At 64.7% G+C, this 23,184-nt stretch carries 22 protein-coding genes and 1 tRNA gene; 17 read left to right on the top strand and 6 right to left on the bottom strand.

Annotated features, from left to right (window positions below):
* Nucleotides 1–240: 240 nt before the first annotated feature.
* The 8 genes from K5H97_RS18685 to K5H97_RS18650 all read left to right on the top strand — a co-directional run bounded on the left by K5H97_RS18685 (nt 241) and on the right by K5H97_RS18650 (nt 9,471).
* Nucleotides 241–316, top strand: a tRNA-His gene (locus tag K5H97_RS18685).
* Between the two features lie 150 nt (nt 317–466).
* Nucleotides 467–766: a DUF6388 family protein gene (locus K5H97_RS18680; protein ID WP_028692638.1), complete on the top strand. Its 300-nt coding sequence runs from the start codon at nt 467–469 to the stop codon at nt 764–766.
* Nucleotides 767–1,014: 248 nt separating this feature from the next.
* Complete coding sequence (gene tig, locus K5H97_RS18675; RefSeq protein ID WP_028692637.1) at nt 1,015–2,328, top strand: trigger factor; 1,314 nt, start codon at nt 1,015–1,017, stop codon at nt 2,326–2,328.
* Nucleotides 2,329–2,419: 91 nt separating this feature from the next.
* Nucleotides 2,420–3,061, top strand: coding sequence for an ATP-dependent Clp endopeptidase proteolytic subunit ClpP (clpP, locus tag K5H97_RS18670; RefSeq protein WP_028692636.1), 642 nt, complete (start codon nt 2,420–2,422; stop codon nt 3,059–3,061).
* 108 nt (nt 3,062–3,169) lie between these two features.
* Nucleotides 3,170–4,453 carry an ATP-dependent Clp protease ATP-binding subunit ClpX gene (gene clpX, locus K5H97_RS18665; protein WP_028692635.1) on the top strand — a complete coding sequence of 428 codons (1,284 nt, stop codon included), beginning with the start codon at nt 3,170–3,172 and terminating at the stop codon, nt 4,451–4,453.
* A 155-nt stretch (nt 4,454–4,608) separates the two neighbouring features.
* Nucleotides 4,609–7,005, top strand: coding sequence for an endopeptidase La (gene lon / locus K5H97_RS18660; protein WP_028692634.1), 2,397 nt, complete (start codon nt 4,609–4,611; stop codon nt 7,003–7,005).
* Nucleotides 7,006–7,158: 153 nt separating this feature from the next.
* A complete protein-coding gene (hupB, locus tag K5H97_RS18655) occupies nt 7,159–7,431 on the top strand; it encodes a nucleoid-associated protein HU-beta (protein WP_011533117.1) in 273 nt (90 codons plus the stop codon).
* Nucleotides 7,432–7,611: 180 nt separating this feature from the next.
* Nucleotides 7,612–9,471, top strand: coding sequence for a SurA N-terminal domain-containing protein (locus tag K5H97_RS18650; protein WP_028692633.1), 1,860 nt, complete (start codon nt 7,612–7,614; stop codon nt 9,469–9,471).
* A 107-nt stretch (nt 9,472–9,578) separates the two neighbouring features.
* Here the strand turns inward: K5H97_RS18650 and K5H97_RS18645 are convergent, their stop codons facing one another.
* Nucleotides 9,579–10,619, bottom strand: a complete 1,041-nt coding sequence (locus K5H97_RS18645; RefSeq protein WP_028692632.1) for a patatin-like phospholipase family protein — start codon at nt 10,617–10,619, stop codon at nt 9,579–9,581.
* Between the two features lie 158 nt (nt 10,620–10,777).
* Here K5H97_RS18645 and K5H97_RS18640 point away from each other — a divergent pair, with 158 nt between their 5' ends.
* The 3 genes from K5H97_RS18640 (at nt 10,778) to K5H97_RS18630 (ending at nt 12,720) form a co-directional block, all read left to right on the top strand.
* Complete coding sequence (locus K5H97_RS18640) at nt 10,778–11,056, top strand: hypothetical protein (RefSeq protein WP_028692631.1); 279 nt, start codon at nt 10,778–10,780, stop codon at nt 11,054–11,056.
* 14 nt (nt 11,057–11,070) lie between these two features.
* Nucleotides 11,071–11,838: a CHAD domain-containing protein gene (locus K5H97_RS18635; protein WP_028692630.1), complete on the top strand. Its 768-nt coding sequence runs from the start codon at nt 11,071–11,073 to the stop codon at nt 11,836–11,838.
* Nucleotides 11,839–11,922: 84 nt separating this feature from the next.
* Nucleotides 11,923–12,720 (top strand): acyl-CoA thioesterase, encoded by a 798-nt coding sequence (locus K5H97_RS18630; protein ID WP_028692629.1) that lies wholly within the window; start codon nt 11,923–11,925, stop codon nt 12,718–12,720.
* Nucleotides 12,721–12,780: 60 nt separating this feature from the next.
* Here the strand turns inward: K5H97_RS18630 and K5H97_RS18625 are convergent, their stop codons facing one another.
* The 3 genes from K5H97_RS18625 to K5H97_RS18615 all read right to left on the bottom strand — a co-directional run bounded on the left by K5H97_RS18625 (nt 12,781) and on the right by K5H97_RS18615 (nt 15,612).
* Nucleotides 12,781–13,149 carry an Mpo1-like protein gene (locus tag K5H97_RS18625; RefSeq protein WP_028692628.1) on the bottom strand — a complete coding sequence of 123 codons (369 nt, stop codon included), beginning with the start codon at nt 13,147–13,149 and terminating at the stop codon, nt 12,781–12,783.
* Nucleotides 13,150–13,240: 91 nt separating this feature from the next.
* Nucleotides 13,241–14,719: a methyl-accepting chemotaxis protein gene (locus tag K5H97_RS18620; RefSeq protein ID WP_028692627.1), complete on the bottom strand. Its 1,479-nt coding sequence runs from the start codon at nt 14,717–14,719 to the stop codon at nt 13,241–13,243.
* A gap of 86 nt (nt 14,720–14,805) precedes the next feature.
* Entirely contained in the window at nt 14,806–15,612 is an 807-nt protein-coding gene (locus tag K5H97_RS18615; protein WP_028692626.1) for a TatD family hydrolase, read from the bottom strand.
* A gap of 160 nt (nt 15,613–15,772) precedes the next feature.
* Between K5H97_RS18615 and K5H97_RS18610 the strand changes: the two genes are divergently transcribed.
* The 4 genes from K5H97_RS18610 to greB all read left to right on the top strand — a co-directional run bounded on the left by K5H97_RS18610 (nt 15,773) and on the right by greB (nt 18,844).
* Nucleotides 15,773–17,179 (top strand): MltF family protein, encoded by a 1,407-nt coding sequence (locus tag K5H97_RS18610; protein ID WP_028692625.1) that lies wholly within the window; start codon nt 15,773–15,775, stop codon nt 17,177–17,179.
* Nucleotides 17,180–17,290: 111 nt separating this feature from the next.
* Nucleotides 17,291–17,725, top strand: coding sequence for a DoxX family protein (locus K5H97_RS18605; RefSeq protein WP_028692624.1), 435 nt, complete (start codon nt 17,291–17,293; stop codon nt 17,723–17,725).
* A 246-nt stretch (nt 17,726–17,971) separates the two neighbouring features.
* A complete protein-coding gene (locus K5H97_RS18600) occupies nt 17,972–18,280 on the top strand; it encodes a hypothetical protein (protein WP_028692623.1) in 309 nt (102 codons plus the stop codon).
* A gap of 90 nt (nt 18,281–18,370) precedes the next feature.
* Nucleotides 18,371–18,844 carry a transcription elongation factor GreB gene (gene greB, locus K5H97_RS18595; protein WP_028692622.1) on the top strand — a complete coding sequence of 158 codons (474 nt, stop codon included), beginning with the start codon at nt 18,371–18,373 and terminating at the stop codon, nt 18,842–18,844.
* Between the two features lie 192 nt (nt 18,845–19,036).
* Here greB and K5H97_RS18590 read toward each other — a convergent pair whose 3' ends face one another.
* On the bottom strand, nt 19,037–21,544 hold the full coding sequence (locus tag K5H97_RS18590; protein WP_028692621.1) for an ABC transporter permease: 2,508 nt from the start codon (nt 21,542–21,544) through the stop codon (nt 19,037–19,039).
* Nucleotides 21,544–22,227 carry an ABC transporter ATP-binding protein gene (locus tag K5H97_RS18585; protein WP_028692620.1) on the bottom strand — a complete coding sequence of 228 codons (684 nt, stop codon included), beginning with the start codon at nt 22,225–22,227 and terminating at the stop codon, nt 21,544–21,546. The genes K5H97_RS18590 and K5H97_RS18585 overlap by 1 nt, the downstream gene beginning before the upstream one ends.
* A 10-nt stretch (nt 22,228–22,237) precedes the next feature.
* On the opposite strand from K5H97_RS18585, the gene K5H97_RS18580 reads away from it, so the two are divergent.
* Nucleotides 22,238–22,843, top strand: a complete 606-nt coding sequence (locus tag K5H97_RS18580; RefSeq protein ID WP_028692619.1) for an arylesterase — start codon at nt 22,238–22,240, stop codon at nt 22,841–22,843.
* 58 nt (nt 22,844–22,901) lie between these two features.
* Nucleotides 22,902–23,183: a hypothetical protein gene (locus K5H97_RS18575; protein ID WP_028692618.1), complete on the top strand. Its 282-nt coding sequence runs from the start codon at nt 22,902–22,904 to the stop codon at nt 23,181–23,183.
* The last annotated feature ends 1 nt before the right edge of the window (nt 23,184 follow it).

Raw genomic sequence — 23,184 nt, 5'->3', positions numbered from 1 at the left:
GCCCACCCAAATTAGGGCGGGACACACCGGGACACATGGGGACACTTGGGACACGAATTTAGCGTTGCATAGTGTGTCCCACCTGTGTAAGATGCGCGCCAAGCCCTTGTATCTAAAGGGTTTCGCGAATAGACCAAGCTCTGGCACCAGATTTAGGTTCCAGCGGCGCAAGCTGTAAGAGTTCGAGTCTCTTCGTCCGCACCATGTTTCTGTAAGGCTGTACCGCAACACTGCATTATGGTGGGCGTAGCTCAGTTGGTAGAGCGCCGGATTGTGATTCCGGTTGTCGTGGGTTCGATTCCCATCGTCCACCCCATATTTGAAGAAGGCGCCCGCATCGGATGATCGGGCGCCTTTTTCGTTTCTGCCGTACGGGCCTCGTGGCTACTGGTGGCGGAGCAATAAAAGCTGATAGATTTCAGCCGGTTGAAGGGCTGGCCGAGATGCCGGCAGAGGAATAGCGCAGATGATTGCAAAAGAAGCGCGCCAAGCCCTGGCGCTGCAACGTTTCGCCGAGGCCAATCCGCAACTGCTCGAGGAGATCCGCGAGCTGGATGCCCGCGAGCAGGCCCAGCAGATCGAGTGGGCGTTCGAGGATGCGGCGCAGGAGCAGGGCGTCGAGCCCTGGGAGTATGCCTTGCAACTGATCGCCGAGTCGCCGGAACAACTGCAGGCCATGCGCCTGGAGACTCATCGCGAGGTGGCCGAGGCGCTGGGCATGGCCTGGGAAGAATACTGCCAGTTCAACGACCTCGATCCGCAGTAAGCCGGACGATCTTTCTGGCTGTTGTTTGTTTGACAAGGTTTTACAACCGCGCGGGCCACAAGGGCCTGCGCGGCCGTGAATGAAACAGGCTCGACGCCAAGGCGGGCGGGCCTTTCAAGGAAATCGACCGGCGCGGCTCGCCGACAATCCGGGTGGGGTGACTTCTGCTTGATGAGTCACTAGAATGTTTGCCCTTGATTCTGGAGTCGGGCTATCGCCGGCTAACGTCTGTGCAACGAGGAATATCCATGCAAGTTTCTGTTGAAAACACTTCCGCTCTCGAGCGCCGCATGACCATCGCCGTTCCGGCCGAGCGCGTCGAGAACGAAGTCAACAAGCGTCTGCAGCAGACTGCCAAGCGCGCCAAGGTTGCCGGCTTCCGTCCGGGCAAGGTGCCGATGAGCGTGATCCGCCAGCGTTTCGAAGCCGATGCCCGTCAAGAGGCTTTCGGTGACCTGGTCCAGGCTTCCTTCTACGAAGCCATTGTCGAGCAGAAGCTGAACCCGGCTGGCGCCCCTGCCGTAGAGCCGAAATCGTTCGAGAAAGGCAAGGACCTCGAGTTCGTCGCCATCTTCGAAGTCTTCCCTGAATTCACCGTTGCCGGTTTCGAGTCGATCGCCGTCGAGCGCCTGAGCGCCGAAGTGGCTGACGCCGACCTGGACAACATGCTGGAAGTCCTGCGCAAGCAGAACACCCGTTTCGAGGCCGTCGAGCGCGCTGCTGCCAACGATGACCAGGTCAACATCGATTTCGTTGGCAAGATCGACGGCGAAGCCTTCGCCGGCGGTTCGGCCAAGGGCACCCAGCTGGTGCTGGGTTCCGGCCGCATGATCCCGGGCTTCGAAGAAGGCCTGGTTGGCGCCAAGGCCGGTGAAGAGCGCGTGGTCAGCGTGACCTTCCCAGAGGACTACCAGAACCTGGACCTGGCCGGCAAGGCCGCCGAGTTCACCATCACTGTCAACAGCGTTTCCGCCCCTGTGCTGCCTGAGCTGAACGAAGCCTTCTTCGCCCAGTTCGGCATCAAGGAATCGACCCTGGAAGGTTTCCGCGCCGAAGTTCGCAAGAACATGGAGCGTGAACTGCGCCAGGCCATCAAGGCCAAGGTCAAGAACCAGGTCATGGACGGTCTGCTGGCCGCCAACCCGGTCGACGTGCCTAAGGCCCTGCTGGAAAACGAAGTCAATCGTCTGCGCGTGCAGGCCGTCCAGCAGTTCGGTGGCAACATCAAGCCTGACCAACTGCCAGCCGAACTGTTCGAAGAGCAAGCCAAGCGCCGTGTCGTGCTGGGCCTGATCGTCGCCGAAGTGGTCAAGCAGTTCGACCTGAAGCCGGACGAAGCCAAGGTTCGCGAAGTCATCGAAGAGATGGCCTCGGCCTACCAGGAGCCTGAGCAGGTCATCGCCTGGTACTACAAGAACGACCAGCAACTGAACGAAGTCCGTTCGGTTGTGCTGGAAGAGCAAGTTGTAGATACTGTCCTGCAGAAAGCGACTGTGACTGACAAATCGGTCTCGTACGAAGAAGCCGTCAAGCCAGCACAGGCTGCTGCCGACGCTGAGTAACAGGCTACTCTCGTAGGAAACCCCCACAAGCCAGCCTTCGCGCTGGCTTGTGCGTATTCAAGCCATGACTATTTGGGAGTGAGTGCAGGACATGTCCCGCAATTCTTATATTCAGCAGAGCTCTGACATCCAGGCCGCAGGCGGCCTGGTCCCGATGGTTATCGAGCAGTCCGCCCGTGGCGAACGCGCCTACGACATCTATTCGCGCCTCCTGAAGGAGCGCGTGATCTTCCTGGTTGGCCCCGTAGAAGACTACATGGCCAACCTGGTGGTGGCGCAGCTGCTGTTCCTTGAGGCGGAAAACCCGGACAAGGATATCCATCTCTATATCAACTCCCCGGGCGGCTCGGTAACTGCCGGCATGTCGATCTACGACACCATGCAGTTCATCAAGCCGGATGTCTCGACCATCTGCATCGGCCAGGCCTGCAGCATGGGTGCTTTCCTGCTCGCGGCCGGTGCCGCCGGCAAGCGCCACTGCCTGCCCAACTCGCGCGTAATGATTCACCAGCCGTTGGGCGGCTTCCAGGGCCAGGCGACCGACATCGAGATCCACGCCCAGGAAATCCTCAACATCAAGGCGCGCCTGAACGAGTTGCTGGCCCATCACACCGGTCAGGACCTCGAGACCACCAAGCGCGACACCGAGCGCGATAACTTCATGAGCGCCGCGCGCGCGGCCGAGTACGGCCTGATCGACTCGGTCTACGACAAGCGGCAACTGGCATCCTGAAGCAATACGCCAGAGCGTTCGGGCGCGGATTGCGCCCGAGCGCGGACTTGAAAAAGCCAGCGATTGCCTTCATCTTGTGTTTCAAGCCTACCGGATTGGATCGATCGAATGACTGACACCCGTAACGGCGAGGACAACGGCAAATTGCTCTACTGCTCCTTCTGCGGCAAAAGCCAGCATGAAGTGCGTAAATTGATTGCCGGCCCCTCGGTATTTATCTGCGACGAGTGCGTCGACCTGTGCAATGACATCATCCGTGAGGAGGTGCAGGAAGCCCAGGCCGAGAGCAACGCGCACAAGTTACCCTCGCCGAAAGAAATCAGCGGCATCCTGGACCAGTACGTGATTGGTCAGGAGCGCGCGAAAAAGGTCCTGGCAGTAGCGGTGTACAACCACTACAAGCGCCTGAACCAGCGTGACAAGAAAGGCGACGAAGTCGAACTGGGCAAAAGCAACATTCTGCTGATCGGGCCGACCGGCTCGGGCAAGACGCTGCTCGCCGAGACGCTCGCGCGCCTGTTGAACGTGCCGTTCACCATTGCCGACGCCACCACCCTGACTGAAGCTGGTTATGTCGGTGAGGACGTCGAGAACATCATTCAGAAGCTGCTGCAGAAGTGCGACTACGATGTGGAAAAGGCCCAGATGGGCATTGTCTACATCGACGAGATCGACAAGATCTCGCGCAAGTCGGACAACCCGTCCATCACCCGTGACGTTTCGGGCGAGGGCGTGCAGCAGGCGCTGCTGAAGCTGATCGAAGGCACCGTGGCCTCCGTGCCGCCGCAAGGGGGCCGCAAGCACCCGCAACAGGAGTTCCTGCAGGTCGATACCCGCAATATCCTGTTCATCTGCGGAGGCGCCTTCTCGGGCCTGGAAAAGGTCATCCAGAACCGCTCGACCAAAGGCGGCATCGGCTTCAGTGCCGAAGTACGCAGCAAGGAAGAGGGCAAGAAGGTCGGTGAGTCGCTGCGTGAGGTCGAGCCGGACGATCTGGTCAAGTTCGGCCTGATTCCGGAGTTCGTCGGCCGCCTGCCGGTGCTCGCGACCCTGGACGAGCTGGACGAGGCTGCGCTGATGCAGATCCTCACCGAGCCGAAGAACGCGCTGACCAAACAGTACGCCAAGTTGTTCGAGATGGAAGACGTCGACCTCGAGTTCCGCAGCGATGCACTCAAGGCCGTCGCGCGCAAGGCACTGGAGCGCAAAACCGGCGCCCGTGGCCTGCGTTCGATCCTCGAAGGCGTGCTGCTCGACACCATGTACGAGATCCCTTCGCAGAAGGATGTCAGCAAGGTGGTGATCGACGAAAGCGTCATCGAAGGCTCGTCGCAGCCGCTGCTCATCTACGAGAACAGCGAGCCGCAGGCCAAGGCCGCCCCCGACGCCTGATCGGGCAAGGGGCAGCACGCACGAAGGGGCCTTTTTGGCCCCTTTTTGCATTTCATGGCCTGGGCGCTTGTAATTTGCCAGGCCTGCCCCCACATTAGCCCCAAGCACCATTTCCAACGGTTTCCGGCCACCAAGGCCGCTGTAGAGGCGAAATCATGAAGACCACCCTCGACTTGCCTCTTTTGCCATTGCGCGACGTCGTCGTCTATCCGCACATGGTCATCCCACTGTTCGTGGGGCGTGAGAAGTCCATCGAAGCCCTCGAGGCGGCGATGACGGGCGAGAAGCAGATCCTCCTGCTGGCCCAGAAGAATCCGGCTGACGATGATCCGGGCGAAGACGCCCTGTATCGCGTCGGCACCGTCGCCACCGTGCTGCAACTGCTCAAACTGCCCGATGGCACCGTCAAGGTGCTGGTCGAGGGTGAACAGCGCGGCGCCGTGGAACGTTTCAACGAAGTCGACGGCCATATCCGCGCCGAAGTCAGCCTGATCGACGAAACCGAGACCGCCGAGCGCGAGTCCGAAGTGTTCGTGCGGACCTTGCTGTCGCAGTTCGAGCAGTACGTGCAGTTGGGCAAGAAGGTCCCGGCCGAAGTGCTGTCCTCGCTCAACAGCATCGAGGAGCCAGGCCGCCTGGTCGACACCATGGCCGCGCACATGGCGCTGAAGATCGAGCAGAAGCAGGAGATCCTCGAGATCGTCGACCTGCAGGCCCGCGTGGAACACGTGCTGGCGCTGCTGGACGCCGAGATCGACCTGCTGCAGGTCGAGAAGCGTATCCGTGGCCGGGTGAAGAAGCAGATGGAGCGCAGCCAGCGCGAGTACTACCTGAATGAGCAGATGAAGGCCATTCAGAAAGAGCTCGGCGATGGCGACGAAGGCCACAACGAAGTCGAGGAACTGAAAAAGCGCATCGACGCCGCCGGCCTGCCGAAAGACGCCCTGGCCAAGGCCCAGGCCGAGCTGAACAAGCTCAAGCAGATGTCGCCGATGTCGGCCGAGGCCACCGTGGTGCGTTCGTACCTCGACTGGCTGGTACAGGTGCCGTGGAAGGCCCAGAGCAAGGTACGCCTGGATTTGGCCAAGGCCGAAGAGATCCTCGATGCCGACCATTATGGCCTGGAAGAGGTCAAGGAGCGCATTCTCGAGTACCTCGCCGTACAGAAACGCGTCAAGAAAATCCGCGGTCCGGTGCTGTGCCTGGTCGGTCCGCCCGGCGTGGGCAAGACCTCGCTGGCCGAATCGATCGCCGCCGCCACCAACCGCAAGTTCGTGCGCATGGCCCTGGGCGGCGTGCGTGACGAGGCCGAGATCCGTGGCCACCGCCGCACCTACATCGGCTCGATGCCCGGTCGTCTGATTCAGAAAATGACCAAGGTCGGTGTACGCAATCCGCTGTTCCTGCTCGACGAAATCGACAAGATGGGTAGCGACATGCGCGGCGATCCGGCCTCGGCGTTGCTGGAAGTGCTTGACCCCGAGCAGAACCACAACTTCAACGATCACTACCTGGAAGTCGACTACGACCTCTCGGATGTGATGTTCCTGTGCACCTCGAACTCGATGAACATCCCGCCGGCGCTGCTCGACCGTATGGAAGTCATCCGCTTGCCGGGTTACACCGAGGACGAGAAGATCAACATCGCGGTCAAGTACCTGGTGCCCAAGCAGGTCAAGGCCAACGGCCTGAAGAAGGACGAGCTGGAGGTCGAGGTATCGGCCATCCGCGACATCATTCGTTACTACACCCGCGAAGCTGGCGTGCGTGGCCTGGAGCGCCAGATCGCCAAGGTTTGCCGCAAGGTGGTCAAGGAGCACACCGGGGCCAAACAGGTGAAGGTGAAGGTCAGCGGCGAGCAGCTCGAGCAACTGCTGGGCGTGCGCAAGTTCCGTTATGGCCTGGCCGAGCAGCAGGACCAGATCGGCCAGGTCACCGGTCTTGCCTGGACCCAGGTGGGCGGTGAACTGCTGACCATCGAGGCCGTGGTGATCCCGGGCAAGGGCCAACTGATCAAGACCGGCTCGCTCGGCGACGTCATGGTCGAGTCGATCACCGCTGCGCAGACGGTGGTGCGCAGCCGCGCCAAGAGTCTGGGAATCGCTGCAGATTTCCACGAGAAGCGCGACGTTCACATCCATATGCCCGAAGGCGCCACGCCCAAGGACGGCCCGAGTGCCGGTATCGGCATGTGTACCGCGCTGGTGTCGGCCCTGACCCAGATCCCGGTGCGCGCCGATGTGGCGATGACCGGTGAGATCACTCTGCGCGGCCAAGTCCTGGCCATCGGTGGCCTCAAGGAAAAACTGCTGGCGGCACACCGCGGTGGGATCAAGACGGTGATCATTCCCGAGGAGAATGTTCGCGACTTGAAGGAGATTCCGGAAAATATCAAACAGGATCTTCAGATCAAACCGGTCAAATGGATTGACGAAGTCCTCCAAATTGCGCTGCAATACGCCCCGGAGCCCTTGCCAGATGTGGCTCCGGAGATTGTCGCGAAAGATGAGAAGCGCGACGGCGATGCTAAGGAAAGAATCAGCACGCACTAGTACGTATTTCGCTGGGGGGCGTTGGTTGACAGTATTTTCCGGCCCTTGCTATAAAACGGCACGCCAGTGTCAACAGGCCACCCAGCGCTCGTTTCATAAGCTTTTCATTACATACTTAGAAACAAACTCAATAGAGAAATAAGGGGACTTAGAGTGAACAAGTCGGAACTGATTGACGCTATCGCCGCATCTGCTGACATCCCGAAAGCTGTAGCCGGCCGTGCGCTGGACGCAGTCATCGAATCCGTCACCGGCGCCCTGAAGCAAGGTGACGATGTGGTACTGGTAGGTTTCGGTACCTTCTCGGTCAAGGAGCGCGCCGAGCGCACCGGCCGTAACCCGCAAACCGGCAAGGCGATCAAGATCGCTGCCGCCAAGGTTCCAGGCTTCAAGGCTGGCAAGGGCCTGAAAGACGCCGTCAACTAAGTCGTCTTTCAGCCGGCCCGGGCATCGTCAGGGCCGACCGCGTGACGGCGGGTCGCAAACGTTCCCGCTGGCACGCTCGCTTCGAAAAGGCGCATCCACTGGATGCGCCTTTCTTCTATCAGGATTCTACCCACGCTCCGCGGTTGTCGACGCAGTGGTACAGCCGTTTCTGGGGGACGCATGCTGCAGAATATCAGGGACAATTCACAAGGTTGGATTGCCAAGACCATCATCGGCCTTATCGTCGTGTTGATGGCGTTGACCGGCTTCGAGGCCATTTTCCAGGCCGCCAGCCATAGCCAGGACGCCGCCAAGGTGAACGGCCAGACCATCAGCCAGAACGAGCTGAGTCAGGCCGTAGACATGCAGCGCCGCCAGCTGATGCAACAGCTGGGCAAGGATTTCGACCCTGCGCTGCTGGACGAGAAGATGCTGCGCGAAGCCGCGCTCAAGGGGCTGATCGATCGCAAGCTGCTGTTGCAGGGTGCCGAAGACGCCAAGTTCGCTTTTTCCGAGGCCGCGCTGGATCAGCTGATCCTGCAGACGCCTGAATTCCAGGTCGATGGCAAGTTCAGCGCCGAGCGCTTTGACTCGGTCATCCGCCAGATGGGTTACGGCCGCATGCAGTTCCGCGAGATGCTCGCCCAGGAAATGCTGATCGGCCAGCTGCGCACCGGCCTTGCCGGCAGCAGCTTCGTCACCGACAAGCAGGTCGAGGCCTTCGCCCGCCTCGAGAAGCAGACCCGTGATTTCGCTTCGCAGACCTTCAAGGCCGACCCGGCCGCAGTCAAGGTGAGCGATGAGGAGGTCAAGGCGCACTACGACCAGCACGCCAAGGAATTCATGACCCCGGACCAGGTGGTCATCGACTACCTCGAGCTGAAGAAGTCGGCCTTCTTTGACCAGGTCAAGGTCGATGACGGCGAGCTCAAGGCCCTGTATGAGAAGGAGATCGCCAACCTTGGCGAGCAGCGCCATGCCGCGCACATCCTGATCGAGGTCAACGACAAGACCGACGATGCCAAGGCCAAGGCCCGTATCGAAGAGATACAGCAGCGCCTGGACAAGGGTGAGGACTTCGCCAAGCTGGCCAAGGAATTCTCCCAGGACCCGGGTTCGGCCAATACCGGTGGCGACCTCGGCTTCGCCGGCCCCGGCGTGTACGACCCGGCCTTCGAGGACGCGCTGTACAAGCTGAACAAGGACCAGGTGTCCGCACCCGTGCGCACCGAGTTCGGCTACCACCTGATCAAGCTGTTGGGTGTGCAGGCGCCGGACGTGCCGAGCTTCGCCAGCCTGAAGGACAAGCTGACCCACGAGCTGAAGACCCAGCAGGTGGAGCAGCGCTTCGTCGAGGCCACCAAGCAGCTCGAGGATACCGCCTTCGAAGCCTCCGACCTGGCCCAGCCGGCCCAGGACCTGGGCCTGAAGGTACACACCTCGGCAGCCTTCGGTCGCGAGGGTGGTGAAGGCATCACCGCCAACCGTGCGGTGATCCAGGCCGCGTTCAGCGAGCAGGTGCTGGAAGAGGGCGCCAACAGCAACGCCATCGAGCTGGATCCGGAGACCGTGGTGGTACTGCGCGTCAAGGAGCATCGCAAGCCTGAGCAACTGCCGCTGGAGGCCGTGGCCAAGAACATCAGCCAGCACCTGGCCAAGGAGAAGGCGATTGCCGAGCTCAAGACCAAGGCTGACAAGCTGATCGCCGGCCTGCGCGAGGGTTCGACCAAGGCCGAAGGTCAGGGTTGGAAGGTCCACGAAGCGTTCACCCGTGGCCAGGACGGTATCGACCCGGCCGAGCTGCAGGCGGTGTTCCGTCTCGGCAAGCCTGCGTCCAAGGACAAGCCGGTCTACGGCAGCGTGGTCCTGGGCGACGGCAGCCTGGTGGTCCTGCAGCTCAAGGGCGTCAACGAGGGCGCCGCCGCCACCGACGAAGAGAAGGCGCAGATCCGTCGCTACCTCGCGTCGCGTGCCGGTTCGCAGGACTTCGCGGCCTATCGCAAGCTGCTTGAGGGCAGTGCCGACATCACGCGCTACTGAGTGGCGCGCTGATCACGAAACAGGCCGCGTATGCGGCCTGTTTCGTTTCCGATGATCAAGACCTTCGCATATCTCCCTCAGGGACTGCACGCGGCCTGAAGAGAGACCTATCGCTGAACCCCCTCATGATTGTCCAGCGTATCCCGGGCAATCTCCCGCCCCAGGGCGATCAGCTCCGGTGCCTTGTAGAACTCGAAGAACCGGCACACGCGCTTGGGCACGTTGATCAGCACATCCGGCGGATAGCCGGCGATCTTGTATTGCGCCAGTGACGTCTGCATCACCTCGAAACTCTGGTTGATCAGGTCGAGCAGGGAGGCAGGGCCGACGTTGTCGACGATGAACGACCCGGTGGCCGACTTCGGCGCTCCCTCGCTCTGCGGCGCAGCTGCCGGCTGCTGGCCCTCGGGGGCGGCGCTGTCCGCGAGCCACGGATTGGGACTGGCCAGTCCCTCGGCAGTGATTTCCTGCTCCAGGCGAATCAGTTGTTCGGCCGGCTTGCGGCGAAACGGCAGGCGCGAGCCGAGCGAACTGATCAAGGCATCGAAGCGCATCTTGAACGCCGCCGGGCGCTCGATCACCGGCAGCTGGTACTGCTTCTGGTTGGTGGCGTTGAGGTTGACGGCGATGATCAGGTCGCAGTGGCTGGACACCACCGGCACGATCGGCAGCGGGTTGAGGATGCCGCCATCGACCAGCATGCGGTTGCCTTGCACCACGGGGGTGAACAGGCTGGGAATGGCCGCCGAGGCGCGCATGGCCTGGTGCAGGCAGCCCTCCTGGAACCAGATCTCCTGCTGGTTGGTGAGGTCGGTGGCGACCGCCGTGTAGGGGATGCGCAACTGCTCGATGTTGATCTCGCCGACGATCTTGCGGATCTGACCGAACACCTTGTCGCCGCGGATCGCTCCCAGGCGGAAGCTGACGTCCACCAGGCGCAGCACGTCGAGGTAGTCCAGGCTCTCGATCCAACTGCGGTATTCGTCGAGCTTGCCGGCGGCGTAGATGCCACCGATTACAGCGCCCATCGAGCAGCCGGCGATGCACCCGATCTCGTAGCCGCGCCGTTCGATTTCCTCGATCACGCCGATGTGCGCGTACCCTCGGGCGCCACCGGAGCCCAGCACCAATGCCACGCGTTTGCCCATGACTTTTCCCCCTGTGGCTGTGCCACCATGGTCCAACAATGCACCCATTGCCACCTGTGCTTCAATGTAGCCCGTGCTGGGCTACGCTGAGCAGGGCACTTTTCGTTTGCTTTGCCGTCGAACGGCCACCTTAGTTTTTCACCCTCGAGGTATTACCGATGAAAGCCTGGATCACCCTTCCTCTGATTGCCCTGGCCTTGGTCGGCTGCGCGGGCAAGACGGCCTATCGTGACAGTTGCGCGACCCAGCTCGATGCCGCCTGGAAGGAACTGGACCTGGCCAAGGCCGAAGGCTTTGCCGGTACCGTGAGTTATTCCAAGGCGCTGTCGCTGTTGACCGGCGCCAAGACCCAGCAGCAGTTCGAAGGCTTCGAAGGCTGTACCCACAAGGCCGAGAAGGCCCGTTTCTACATTCGTGAATCCCGCGCCGGGCGTTGACCGAGGAGCTGCCCATGTCCGCCATGCTCGATCATGTGGTCGGCCAGGTTCTGGCGCTGCAGGTGCGCCTGCTGGCCTGCCGCGAACGCCTGGCCGCCGACACCGACCGCGAGGCGTTGCACGACCTGCGCATCACCTTGCGGCGTCTGCGCAGCCTGCTGCGGCCGTTGCGTGGCTTGCCGGGCGTCGAACAGCTCGAGCAGGCGGCCGGGGCGCTGGGCACGCTGACCACGCCGCTGCGTGACCGCGAGGTGCTGGCGGCGCAACTGATCGGCCGTGGGCACGCGCAGGCAGGCCAGCGTCGCCAGGAGGGCAGGGCGCGCACCTATGCCAGTGTCGCGGCCAGTGCCCAGCTCAATCGCGTGCTGGCGATTCTCGATGCGTTCCCGATGTTCCTGCGTGCCGCCGGCCGTGAGGGGTTGGCGCAGAAGCTGGGGCAGCGCATCGACAAGCGCCTGCACAAGCAATGGCACAAGCTGCAGGTGGCCCTGTCGGACCCTGGCCACGACCGCCACCGCCTGCGCCTGCTGATCAAGCGGGTGCGCTATGGCGACCAGGCCTACCCGCAACTCGAACACGCCGGCAGCAAGCTGCAGCGCCTGCTCAAGTCGGCCCAGGGTGACCTGGGTGACTGGCACGACCGTGTGCAGTGGTTGCTGCAGGTGCGCGAGCACAGCGACCTGCTCGGCTGCAAGGTGGCCTGGGAGCATGAACTGCATGCTGCCGAGGCGCGTTCCGACCTCACCCTCGAAGCGCTGCAAAAGGCTCTGGCGCGTCGTTAGTCCCGGCAAATGACCGATATGCGGGCTGTGGCTGGCGTGATCGCTGGTTACTATCGGTTCTTTTTTGCGCAGGAGCCCTGGCATATGAACTTCACAGAATTGCTGACTGCCGCCCGCACACACCCCGAGGCCATCAGCGTACCCGCCGGCTGGGCCCAGGGACGCGCGGTGTTCGGCGGCCTGATGGCGGCAATGGTGCACGAAGCGATGCGCCAGAAGCTGGGCGACGACCGCCCGGTGCGTTCGCTGGCCATCACCTTCGTCGGCCCGGCGGCGCCGGATATGCCAATCAGCCTGGAGGTGGAGGTGCTGCGCGAGGGCAAGGCGGTCAGCACCTTGCTGGGGCGCGCCGTGCAGGATGGCCAGGTAGTGACCCTGGTGCAGGGCAGCTTCGGTGCTGGTCGCCCTTCGGTGGTGGCGGTCGACGCGCCTGCCGCGATGCCGATGAAGCCGCTGCAGGAGGCGGCGCCGGAGTTGCCCTTTATCAAGGGCATTACACCGGCGTTCATGCAGCATGTGGCGTTTCGCTGGGCGGTGGGCGGCCTGCCGTTCAGTGGCAACGACTCGCGCCATATGGGGGGCTGGGTACGCCTGCGCGATGTCGCCGAGGAGCCGGTCGGGGTGGCGCACCTGCTGGCATTGGTCGATGCCTGGCCGCCCAGTCTGCTTCCCTATCTCAAGCAGCCCGCCGCCGGCAGCACGCTGACCTGGACCATCGAGTTCGTGCAGCCCACGCCGCAGCTGTCAACCCTCGACTGGTGCCGCTATGTGGTCGAGACCGAGTATGCCCGTGATGGCTATGGCCATGCGGCCGCGGCATTGTGGACGTCTGAAGGGGAGTTGCTGGCGTTGAGCCGGCAGACGGTGACTGTGTTCGCCTGAGCCATCTTCATCAAGCCAATCGCCGGGCAAGCCCGCTCCCACGCCGGGTGATGTTTTCAGTCAGTGGCGGTGCTTGTGGCGCTCGCGCCAGGCCCGCCACCAGGCACCACTGAGCACGAAGCGCGGGAAGGTGATGAACTGCTCGGTGAGCAGGCGTTGTACGGCATCCTTGCGGTCGGTGAACGGCTCGGGTTGCTCGGCTTCCAGGCGGTGCCCCTGGCGTTGCAGGCCCAGCCCGGCCACCAGGGCGATGATACCCACGGCGATCTGCGACAGGTCCAGTCCAAACAGCCCCGACAACACCAGCAGCGCGCCCAGGATGAACAGCGGCACGGCGATCAGGTGCAGCACCAGATTGGCGGGGTGGCGATGGTTGTGGTGGTAGCCGCGCCATTGCCAGGCGGGCAGATTGGGCAGTCGTTTGCTCATGGACAGATCCTCTGGGGCTTGTCCAAAGCTTAGTGCGGCCCCCGGGCGGGGGCCAATCGAGGCTGGCTATGGTGGCCATAGCCGGCGCCGGTCACAGCTTGAGCTGGCCGATCGCCTTGTTCAGCTCGCCGGCGAGGGTCGCCAGCTCACTGCTGGTGGTGGCCGAGCCGACGGTCTGCTGCACGGTCTCCTCGGTCACGTCGCGGATACTGACCACGGCGCGGTTCATCTCCTCGGCCACCTGGCTCTGCTGCTCGGCGGCCACGGCGATCTGGGTGTTGCTTTCGCGCATCTGTGCCACGGCGCTGGTGATCTCGGCCAGGGCCTCGCCGGCCTCGCGGGCCTGCTTGACGCAATCGTCGGCCTTGAATGAGCTTTCCTGCATGAAATCCACCGCGTCGCGGGTGCCGGCCTGCAGGTCGGCGACCATGGTGGTGATCTCGTCGGTGGAGGTCTGCACGCGCTTGGCCAGGTTGCGCACCTCGTCGGCGACCACGGCAAAGCCCCGGCCCAGGTCACCGGCCCGGGCCGCCTCGATGGCGGCGTTGAGGGCGAGCAGGTTGGTCTGTTCGGCGATGCTGTGGATGACGCCGACCACGCCATTGATCTTCTGGCTGTCGTCGGCCAGTTGGCGGATCATCTCGGCGGTCTGCTGCACACCGCTGGAGAGCCCGGCAATCGAGTCCTGCACGCGGCTGACCACGGCCTGGCCGCTGCCGGCCAGGGTGTCGGCGGTCTGCGACAGGTCGCGGGTGGCGCCGGCATGCTGGGCGATATGGTGGACGGTGGCGGTCATTTCGTTGATGGCGGTGGCGGCCTGGTCGGTCTCGCTCTGCTGGCCGATCATGCCGTGGCGCACTTCATCCATGCTGCCGGCCAGGCGCGCGGCGCCGGAGTCCAGCTGCGCGGCGGTGCGCGCCACGGTGCTGACCACGCGGTGGTAGGTGGTCTGCATGGCGTTGAACGCGCCGGCCATCTGCCCGACTTCGTCGCCGCAGGCCAGGGGCACCCGGGCCGAGAGGTCGCCGGTCTTCTCCACGTGCAGCATCACATCCTTGAGGGTGTTGAGCTGGCTGAGCAGGAAACGGATCAACAACTGTGAAGCGCAGAGCATCGCCAGCATCAGGATCAGCACGCACACGGCGTAGTTGCTGAACCGATCGAAATAGACCTGGCGCAGGCTCGGCGACTGGGCGATTACCGCGAGCTGCTGGTCGCCCCGGCGCAGCACCTGGGCGCCACGCAGCGGGTTGTCGCCGAGGATCCAGGCACCGGACAGTTCGACCCAGCCCTGGCCATCGCGCAGGGCCTCGAGGGGTTCGCCGGCGAACTGCGGCGTTTGCCCATTGCGCCAGGTGATCAGGTTGGCCTGGGTGGGCAGGGCCTGCCCGGCGGGCCATGCCGCCAGCAGTTCGGCCTGGGCCTGGGCTTGCGCCTGGGCGCCGGTGGCGCGGGCCTGTTGCTCCAGGTACACCGCGTAGAGCACCAGCAGCAGGGTGGTGACGAAGGCCACGGCATTGACGGCCCAGAACTTGTATTTGAGGGAAACGTTGCTAAGCCAGGCACCCATGGTAGGTCTTCTCTGAGTTGGCGGAAACATTATTGGCAAGGTGCCATCATTGTGCCCGCCAACGCCAGGGGCCTTGTTGATATGCGTCAAGAAACCTCAGGCAGACCAAAGAACGCGCGGGCGCAGGCGCTGGTGTGGGCGGCGGTGTGCGCTGCGGTTTCATGGCGATGCAGGGCCACCTCGCGCAGCACCTCGGGCAGGAAGGCCGGCTCGTTGCGGCCGTTCTTCGGCTTGGGCCGCAGGCTGCGGGGCAGCAGGTAGGGCGCATCGCTTTCGAGCATCAGGCGACCCTCGGGGATGTTGCCGACCAGGGGATGCAGGTGGGTGCCGCGGCGCTCGTCGCAGATCCAGCCGGTGATGCCGATGTGCAGGTCCTGGTCGAGGTAGGCGAACAGCGCCTGGCGCTCGCCGGTGAAGCAGTGCACCACGGCGGCGGGCAACTGGTCGCGGTAGTCCTTGAGGATTGCCAGCAGGCGCTCGCTGGCCTCACGCTCGTGGAGGAACACCGGCAGGCGCAGCTCGACCGCCAGCGCCAACTGCGCTTCCAGGGCCTTTTCCTGGGCCGGGCGTGGGGAGAAGTCGCGATTGAAGTCCAGGCCGCATTCGCCCACGGCCACCACCCGTGGCTGGGCGAGCAGTTCGCGCAGCTGGCGTTCGCTGCCGCTGTTCCAGTGGCTGGCGTCGTGAGGGTGCACGCCGGCGGTGCTGAACAGGCGCTGGCCGGGTTCGTCCAGGTGCCGGCACAGTTTCAGGGCCTCGGCGCTGACCTCCAGGCTGGTGCCGGTAAGGACCATCTGTGCCACGCCGGCCTCCACGGCGCGCTCGACGATGGCGGCCTGCTGGTCGTGGAAACTGCTGTTGGTCAGGTTGACGCCGATATCGATCAGTTGCATGGTGCTACCTCGTGCCGCGGGGGCGGCCAGCATAGCAAAAACCGGGATATCGAGAAAAAACCAAGAACTTCAAACGTTTGCCGTGGTCTGTTGCGGTCATTTGTCACGGATCGATCACAGCACCATGGTGCCCGCCAACCGCTCTCGGACCCTTTTCCCCATGTTGCGAACCTTTTTGACGTGCCTGTTGCTGTCCGGGCTGCTGGCCGCCGGGCCGGTCGCTGCCGGCGAAGCCGGGCCGCAGCAGCATGTGCCGGCCAGCCAGGCGCGCGACCTGGCGCAGATCCGCTCGAGCAAGGTGCTGCGGGTGCTGGTCAACCAGAGCCGCAACAGCTCCGGCGAGGTCAAGGGCGAGCCGGTGGGCGTCGAGTACTATCGCCTGCGCGCCCTGGAGCACGCCCTCAATGCCCGGGTCGCCGACGGCCAGGAAATCACCCTGAAGATCATCCCCCGCGCCAAGGAGCAATTGCTTGCGGCTTTGCAACGCGGCGAGGGTGATCTCGCCGCCCCCGGCGAGCTGCTCGACCCGAGCGTGGTGCGCGGAGTCGGCGTCAGCGCCCCGGTGGTCGACCAAGTGCCGCTGCAACTGGTCGGGCGCAAGGGCGAGCGCGGCTACAGCCGCCCCGAGCAGCTGTCCGGGCGTACCGTCGCCCTGACCACCGCCAGTGCCGCGGGCGCGGCGATCCAGGCGATCAACCAGCGGCTGGCCTTGCGCAAGCGGGCACGGATCAAGGTGGAGTGGGTCGACCCGACGCTGGCGGTGGAGGATGTGCTGGAAATGGTCCAGGCCGGTATCTACCCGCTGACAGTAGTTGAGCGGCCGATCGCCCAGCGCTGGGCGCGGGTGATGCCGCGTCTGCGGGTGGACAGCAAGCTGCAGTTGGCCCAGCCCCAGGCCATGCGCTGGTATGTGCGCCAGGATGCGCCGATGCTGCAGGCGGCGGTGGATCGTTTCCTCGCCACCTATCGCGCGCCGGACAACCAGGACGCGGCCTTCGAGCGCATCTACCGGCGCCAGTACAGGGTGCACAACCCGCTGGCCCGCGGGGACCGCCAGCGTCTGGAGTCGGTGCGCTCGGTGCTGCAGAAGCACGGTGGCGACCAACAGTTCGACTGGCTCAACCTGGCCGCCCTGGCGTTCAAGGAGTCGACCCTCGATCCCAAGGCGCGCGGCACCGGTGGCGCCCACGGGCTGATGCAGATCACCCCGTCGGCGGCCCAGCGGGTGGGGGTGAGCAACACCGCCACGGTGGACGGCAATGTCCAGGCCAGCGCCCGTTACCTGGCGCTGATCCGCCGCAAGTTCTTCGCCAGCCCCCAGCTCAACGAGCGTGAGCGCATGGCGTTTATCCTGGCCGCCTACAACCTCGGGCCGGAGCGGGTCCAGGCCATGCGTGCCGAGGCCCGGCGGCGTGGGCTCAATGGCAACCAGTGGTTCTTCCAGACCGAACGCATCGCCATGGAGCAGGTGGGCATGGGGCCGGTGAACTTCGTCAATAGCGTCAACAAGTACTTCCTCGCGTTCAACCGCGAGCGGGCTTCCCTGGAGCGTGTGGCGAAGCGCTAGATGAATCTAATAATTCGATAGATTTTACGCGATTATTGCGATTTTCTTATTCGATGAATTGATTAAGATGGCGCTCATCCAACACACACCTACTCAAACAAGGAAGCAAACATGAACAACTCCCTCAAAGCCCTGTTCACCACCCGCGCCGGTTATGGCCTGAGCGTCGTGCGTATCCTGGTCGGCGTCATCTTCATGGCCCACGGCGCGCAGAAACTGTTCGGCCTGTTCGGCGGCTACGGCCTGGAAGGCACCGGCCAGTGGATGGAAAGCATCGGCCTGGCCCCGGGCTACCTGATGGCCTTGCTGTCCGGCAGCGCCGAGTTCTTCGGCGGCCTGGCCCTGGTGGTCGGCCTGCTGGCCCGCCCGGCGGCGCTGGCGCTGAGCGTGACCCTGGTGGTAGCGATCTTCTCGGTGCACATCGGCAACGGGCTGTTCATGTCCAACAACGGTTATGAGTTCGCCCTGGCGCTGATGGCCGGTACCGTGGCGGTGCTGATCGAGGGCGCGGGCCGGCTGTCGCTGGACCGTCTGATCGCACGCTGATCGGCAATCGCGGGGCCAGGCCAATCCCACGAAGCGTGTGGGAGTGGGCTGGCCCCGCGATTGCTTTTGCACAAGCGCTTGTAACTTCAAGCGTCAGCCTCTAGCATACCGATTGCGCCGATTTAAACAGCTACTTGCGGGGCGCAGGAGAGGCCCCGACGGGTCATCCGAAATACCGCTAAAGCGCTGGTTCGGTGACGCCTCCCACCGCTGCCCAGCGGGAACAGCGAGGCGGAGAGAGACTCCATGAGTTGCCCACGTACCAGTGTCTGCTTGACCCCCCTGGCCAAGAACCAGGCTTCCCGTACCCCGCGCATCCTGCTCGGCGGCCAGCATCAACCCACGCTTTTGCGCAATCTCGATGGCTTTTCCCGACGCAAGGGCCAGGCCTGTGCCTTCCTTATCCAGTTCTCCGACAGCTGTGAACAGCTCGACCAGTACGGCAACGACCGCTTCGACCTGGCCGTGATTCAGGCGCCTGAGGCCGAAGTGGCCGCCGAGGTTATCGGCCAGCTCACCCGCATTGCCCGCCAGGGCCTGATTACCCGCCGTTGAGCGGCGTGTCGCGTCCAGCCGTTTTTCGCTAAGCTCGGTCTCCCGGTGGGCGCCTGTCGTCCCGCCGCGGATGCACTGAGGAGACAGTCGTTGAGCACCAACATCATCACCATCGAAGGCCATGCAGCGCTGAAGCAGGAGCTTGATCACCTGTGGCGGGTCTATCGCCCGGAGATCACCCAGAAGGTCACCTGGGCGGCCTCGCTGGGCGATCGCAGCGAGAACGCCGACTACCAGTACAACAAGAAGCTGCTGCGCGAGATCGACCGCCGCGTGCGCTACCTGCGCAAGCGCCTGGAAGACGTCAAGGTCGTCGAGTACTCGCCCCAGCAGGAAGGCAAGGTGTTCTTCGGTGCCTGGGTGGAAATCGAGAACGATGACGGCGAGCAACTGCGTTTTCGCATCGTCGGCTATGACGAGATCCACGGGCGCAACGACTACATCTCCATCGACTCGCCCATGGCCCGGGCCTTGCTCAAGAAGGAGGAGGGCGACGAGGTGGTGGTGCACACGCCCACCGGTGAGGCGACCTGGTATGTGAACAGCATCCGCTACAACCTCTAGCTGGCGCAGAACTCAAGGCCATACTCGATCCCTGTAGGAGCGGCCTTGTGTCGCGAAAGGGCCGCATAGCGGCCCCGGGATATCAGCATCAAGGCAACGATTGCTGGGGCCGCTGCGCGGCCCTTTCGCGACACAAGGCCGCTCCTACAGGGAAAAGCGCAAACCCTCGATCATTCGCAATGCTTCATTTCTTCACCCCTCGCGCAACACCGCCAACGGACTGGCATTGAGCGCGCGACGTGTACCGATCACCCCGGCTCCGCCCACCAGCACCGCCCCGGCCAGCGGCAGCGCCAGCAGCCACGGATGGGGTGCCCAGTGCAGGTCGAAGGCATAGCGGTACAGCGCCCAGGTGATCAGCTCGCAACCCAGTGCCGCGAGCACGCCGCTTGCCGCGCCGAGCAGGCCGAACTCGATGCGCCTAGCCTTGACCAGCAGCTGGCGCGCCGCCCCCAGCGCCCGCAGCAGGGCGCCCTGGCGGATGCGCTCGTCGAGGGTTGCCTGCAGGCCGGCGAACAGCACCGCCAGCCCAGCCGCCAGCACGAACAGCAGCACGTACTCCACCGCCAGGGTGACCTGGGCGAGGATGCTGCGCAGTTGCGCCAGCAACGCGTCGACCTGCAGCACGGTCACCGCCGGGAACGCGCGGGACAGCGCGACGATCTCCTGGTCGTGGCCCGGTGCCAGATAGAAGCTGGTGAGGTAGGTGGTGGGCAGGCCTTGTAGCGTTCCTGGCTGGAAGATCATGTAGAAGTTGGGCTGGAAACTGTCCCAGTGCACGCTGCGCAGGCTGCTGACCCGGGCCTGGCGCTGCTGGCCGCCGATATCGAATGTCAGCAGGTCACCCAGTTGCAGGTGCAGGCTCTGCGCCAGTTCCGCCTCCACGGAAACCCCAGGCACGTCATCGCTGGCGGGCGCCTGTTGCCACCATTGGCCCGCGCTCAGGGCGTTGCCCTGGGGCAGCTCGGCGGCCCAGGTCAGGCTGAGGTCGCGCTGGATGGCGCGCTCGCCGGTGGAGTCCTTGCTGACCAGCTGGCGCACAGGCTGCTCGTTGATATGGGTCAGGCGGCCAGGGATCACCGGGTACAGCGGCGCGGCGGTGGCGTTGATCTGGGCCAGGCGCTCGGCGAACGGCTGGCGCTCGTCGGGCAGGATGTTCAAGGCGAAATGGTTGGGTGCGTCCTTGGGCAACTGCGCCTGCCAGGTGTCGAGCAGTTCCGCCCGCAACAGGGCGACCAGGCCCATGGCCAGGAGGATCAGGCCGAAGGCCAGGGCCTGGCCGGCGGCGGCCAGCGGGTGGCGCAGCAACTGCCCGAGCCCCAGGCGCCAGGCCAGCGGCGCGCCGGCCAGCAGCCGGCGCAAGCTGCGCAGGCCGAGCAACAGCAATCCACCCAGCAGCAAGGCGGCGATCAGCCCGCCGCCGAGCAGGGCGAAGGTCAGCAGCAGGTCCAGGCTCAGGCGCCACATGATCAGGCCCAGGGCGAGCAGGGCGGCGCCGTACACCAGCCAGCTGCTCGGTGGCAGCGGCAGCAGGTCGCGGCGCAAGACCCGCAGCGGCGGCACGCGACCAAGGGCCGCCAGCGGCGGCAGGGCGAAGCCGGCCAGGGCCACCAGCCCGGTGCTGATGCCGGCCAGCGCCGGGGTGAGGCCGCCGGGTGGCACCTGGCTGGGTAGCAAGCCTTCCAGCAGACGGAACAGCCCAAGCTGCGCCAGCCACCCGAGCAGGGCGCCGGCCAGCGCGGCGATGCCGCCGAGCATGGCCAGTTGCAGGCTGAAGAGACCGAGGGCCTGATGGCGGGACAATCCCAGGCAGCGCAGCAGGGCGCTGGCGTCCAGGCGCCGCGCGGCGTAGCGGCTGGCCGAGAGGGCCACGGCGACGCCGGCCAGCAGCACCGCCACCAGGCTGGCCATGTTCAGGTAGCGTTCGGCCTTGCCCAGGGCGCCGCCGATCTGCCGGTTGCCGTCACGGGTGTCGAGCAGGCGCTGGTTGGCTGCCAGGTTTTTTTCCGCTGTTTGCCGGTACTGTTGCAGGGCGTCGAGATCGCCGCGCCACAGGTCGCGGTAGCTGACCCGGCTGCCGGGCTGAATCACGCCCGTGGCGTCGAGGTCGGCGAGGTTCATCAGCACCCGTGGCGTGAGGCTGTAGAAATTGTTGGCGCGGTCGGGTTCGTAGGTCAGTACGCGGCTCATGCGCAGCGTCTTCATGCCCACGTCGATGCTGTCGCCGATGGCCAGGCCCAGCGCCGCGAGCAGGCGCGGCTCGACCCAGGCCTCGCCCGGCGCGGGGCCGCCGCCAAGCGTTTCCTCGGCGTAGGGCGCTGCCGCGCTGCGCAGTTGGCCGCGCAGGGGATAGGCGGGATCGGCGGCCTTGATGCTGGACAGCTGGATGCCGCTGTCGCCGCCGACCACGCTGGTGAATTCCACTACCCGCGCATGGCCCAGGCCCAGCGCCGTGCCTTCGGCGATCTGCTGCGCGCTGGGCGGGGCGCTGCCCTGCAGGACCAGGTCGGCGCCTAGGAACTCGCTGGCGCGCAGTTGCATGGCACCGTTGAGGCGGGCGCCGAAGTAGCCGATGGCGGTACTCGCCGCCACCGCCACCAGCAAGGCGAAGAACAGCACGCGCACTTCGCTGGCGCGGGCATCGCGCAGCAACTGGCGCAGGGCCAGGACACACAGTCGCGGGAACGATAGGCGAGTCATCAAGGCTCCAGGGGCGCGACCAGGCGACCGGCATCCAGGCGGATCAGGCGGCGGCAGCGCTTGGCCAGGCGTTCGTCGTGGGTCACCAGCACCAGGGTGGTGCCGCGCTCCTGGTTCAGTTCGAACAACAGGTCGCTGATGCGCTCGCCGGTGTGGCTGTCGAGGTTGCCGGTGGGCTCGTCGGCGAACAGCACGGCCGGTTGCGCGGCGAAGGCGCGGGCGATCGCCACCCGCTGCTGCTCGCCGCCGGAGAGCTGGCGCGGGGTGTGGCTCAGGCGTTTGCCCAGGCCGACCCGTTCGAGCAGACCGCGGGCGTGCTCGCGGGCATCGCGGCGACCGTCGAGCTCCAGCGGCAGCATGACGTTCTCCAGGGCATTGAGGCTGTCGAGCAACTGGAACGACTGGAACACGAAACCCACGTGCTCGGCGCGCACCCGGGCGCGCTGGTCCTCGTCGAGGGGGCCGAGATCGTGGCCGGCGAGGATCACCTTGCCGGCGCTGGGGCGGTCGAGCCCGGCGAGCAGGCCCAACAGCGTGGACTTGCCGGAGCCGGAGGCACCGACGATGGCCAGGCTGTCGCCCTGGGCGAGATCGAGGGAGAGGGCGTGGAGGATGGTCAGGTCGCCTTCCGCGCTGGGGACCACTTTGCTAAGGTTCTGCGCAACGAGAATGCTGGGGCCCATGGAGAATCCGATGCGAATGTGGTGGTTGAGTGCCGGCCTGGCCCTGTGTTGCCTGGCCCAGGGCGCGGCGGCGGGAACGCTGCTTGTCGTCGGCGATAGTATCAGCGCCGGTTTTGGCCTGGATACCCGCCAGGGGTGGGTCAGCCTGCTGCAACAGCAGCTGAAGAAGGAGGGTTTCGACGATCAGGTGGTCAATGCCTCGATCAGCGGCGACACCAGCGCAGGTGGCCAGGCGCGGCTGCCGGCGCTGCTTGCGGCGCACAAGCCGGACCTGGTGGTGCTGGAGCTTGGAGGCAACGACGGCCTGCGCGGGCAGTCGCCGCAACAATTGCAACAGAATCTTGCCGCGATGATCGACCAGTCCCGCCAGGCCGGTGCCAAGGTGGTGCTGTTGGGCATGCGCCTGCCGCCGAACTACGGCGTGCGCTACACCACGGCGTTCGCCCAGGTCTATGAGCAGCTGGCCGCCGATAAAAAGGTACCGCTGGTGCCGTTCTTCCTCGATGGCGTGGGCGGGGTGCCGGAGTTGATGCAGGCCGATGGCATCCACCCGGCGGCGGCCGCCCAGCAACGCCTGCTGGAAAATGCCTGGCCGACGATAAAACCCTTGCTGTGACGCTTTTATCGGGGGCCGCTTTCGGCTAATGTTGCGCCCCCCGTTTCGAGTGCCCCCGATGCCGCGCCCCGCCTGGTCCCTGTACGCCTACCAACTGATCGAGCCTGATGAGCAGCTCGACCTGTTTGCCTGCCAGGAAGTGCGCATCCACCTGGCCGCCCGCCAGCTCGAACTGGGCGTGCCGGTCGACCGTACCTTGTGCGGTGGCCTGCTGCCAGCGCAGCCGCGCTGGTCGGGGGTGGAGCGCGCGATCTACCGCGACGAGCGCCTGTGCCCGCTGTGCCGGGCGATCCTCGATGCCCAGCGGCGCGGCATGCGCCCGGTATGGCCGGAACTCTGAG

Origin of the sequence: Pseudomonas mosselii, from assembly GCF_019823065.1 — a bacterium.
Lineage (GTDB): Bacteria > Pseudomonadota > Gammaproteobacteria > Pseudomonadales > Pseudomonadaceae > Aquipseudomonas > Aquipseudomonas mosselii.
This window is presented reverse-complemented; position numbering and strand designations above follow the sequence as displayed.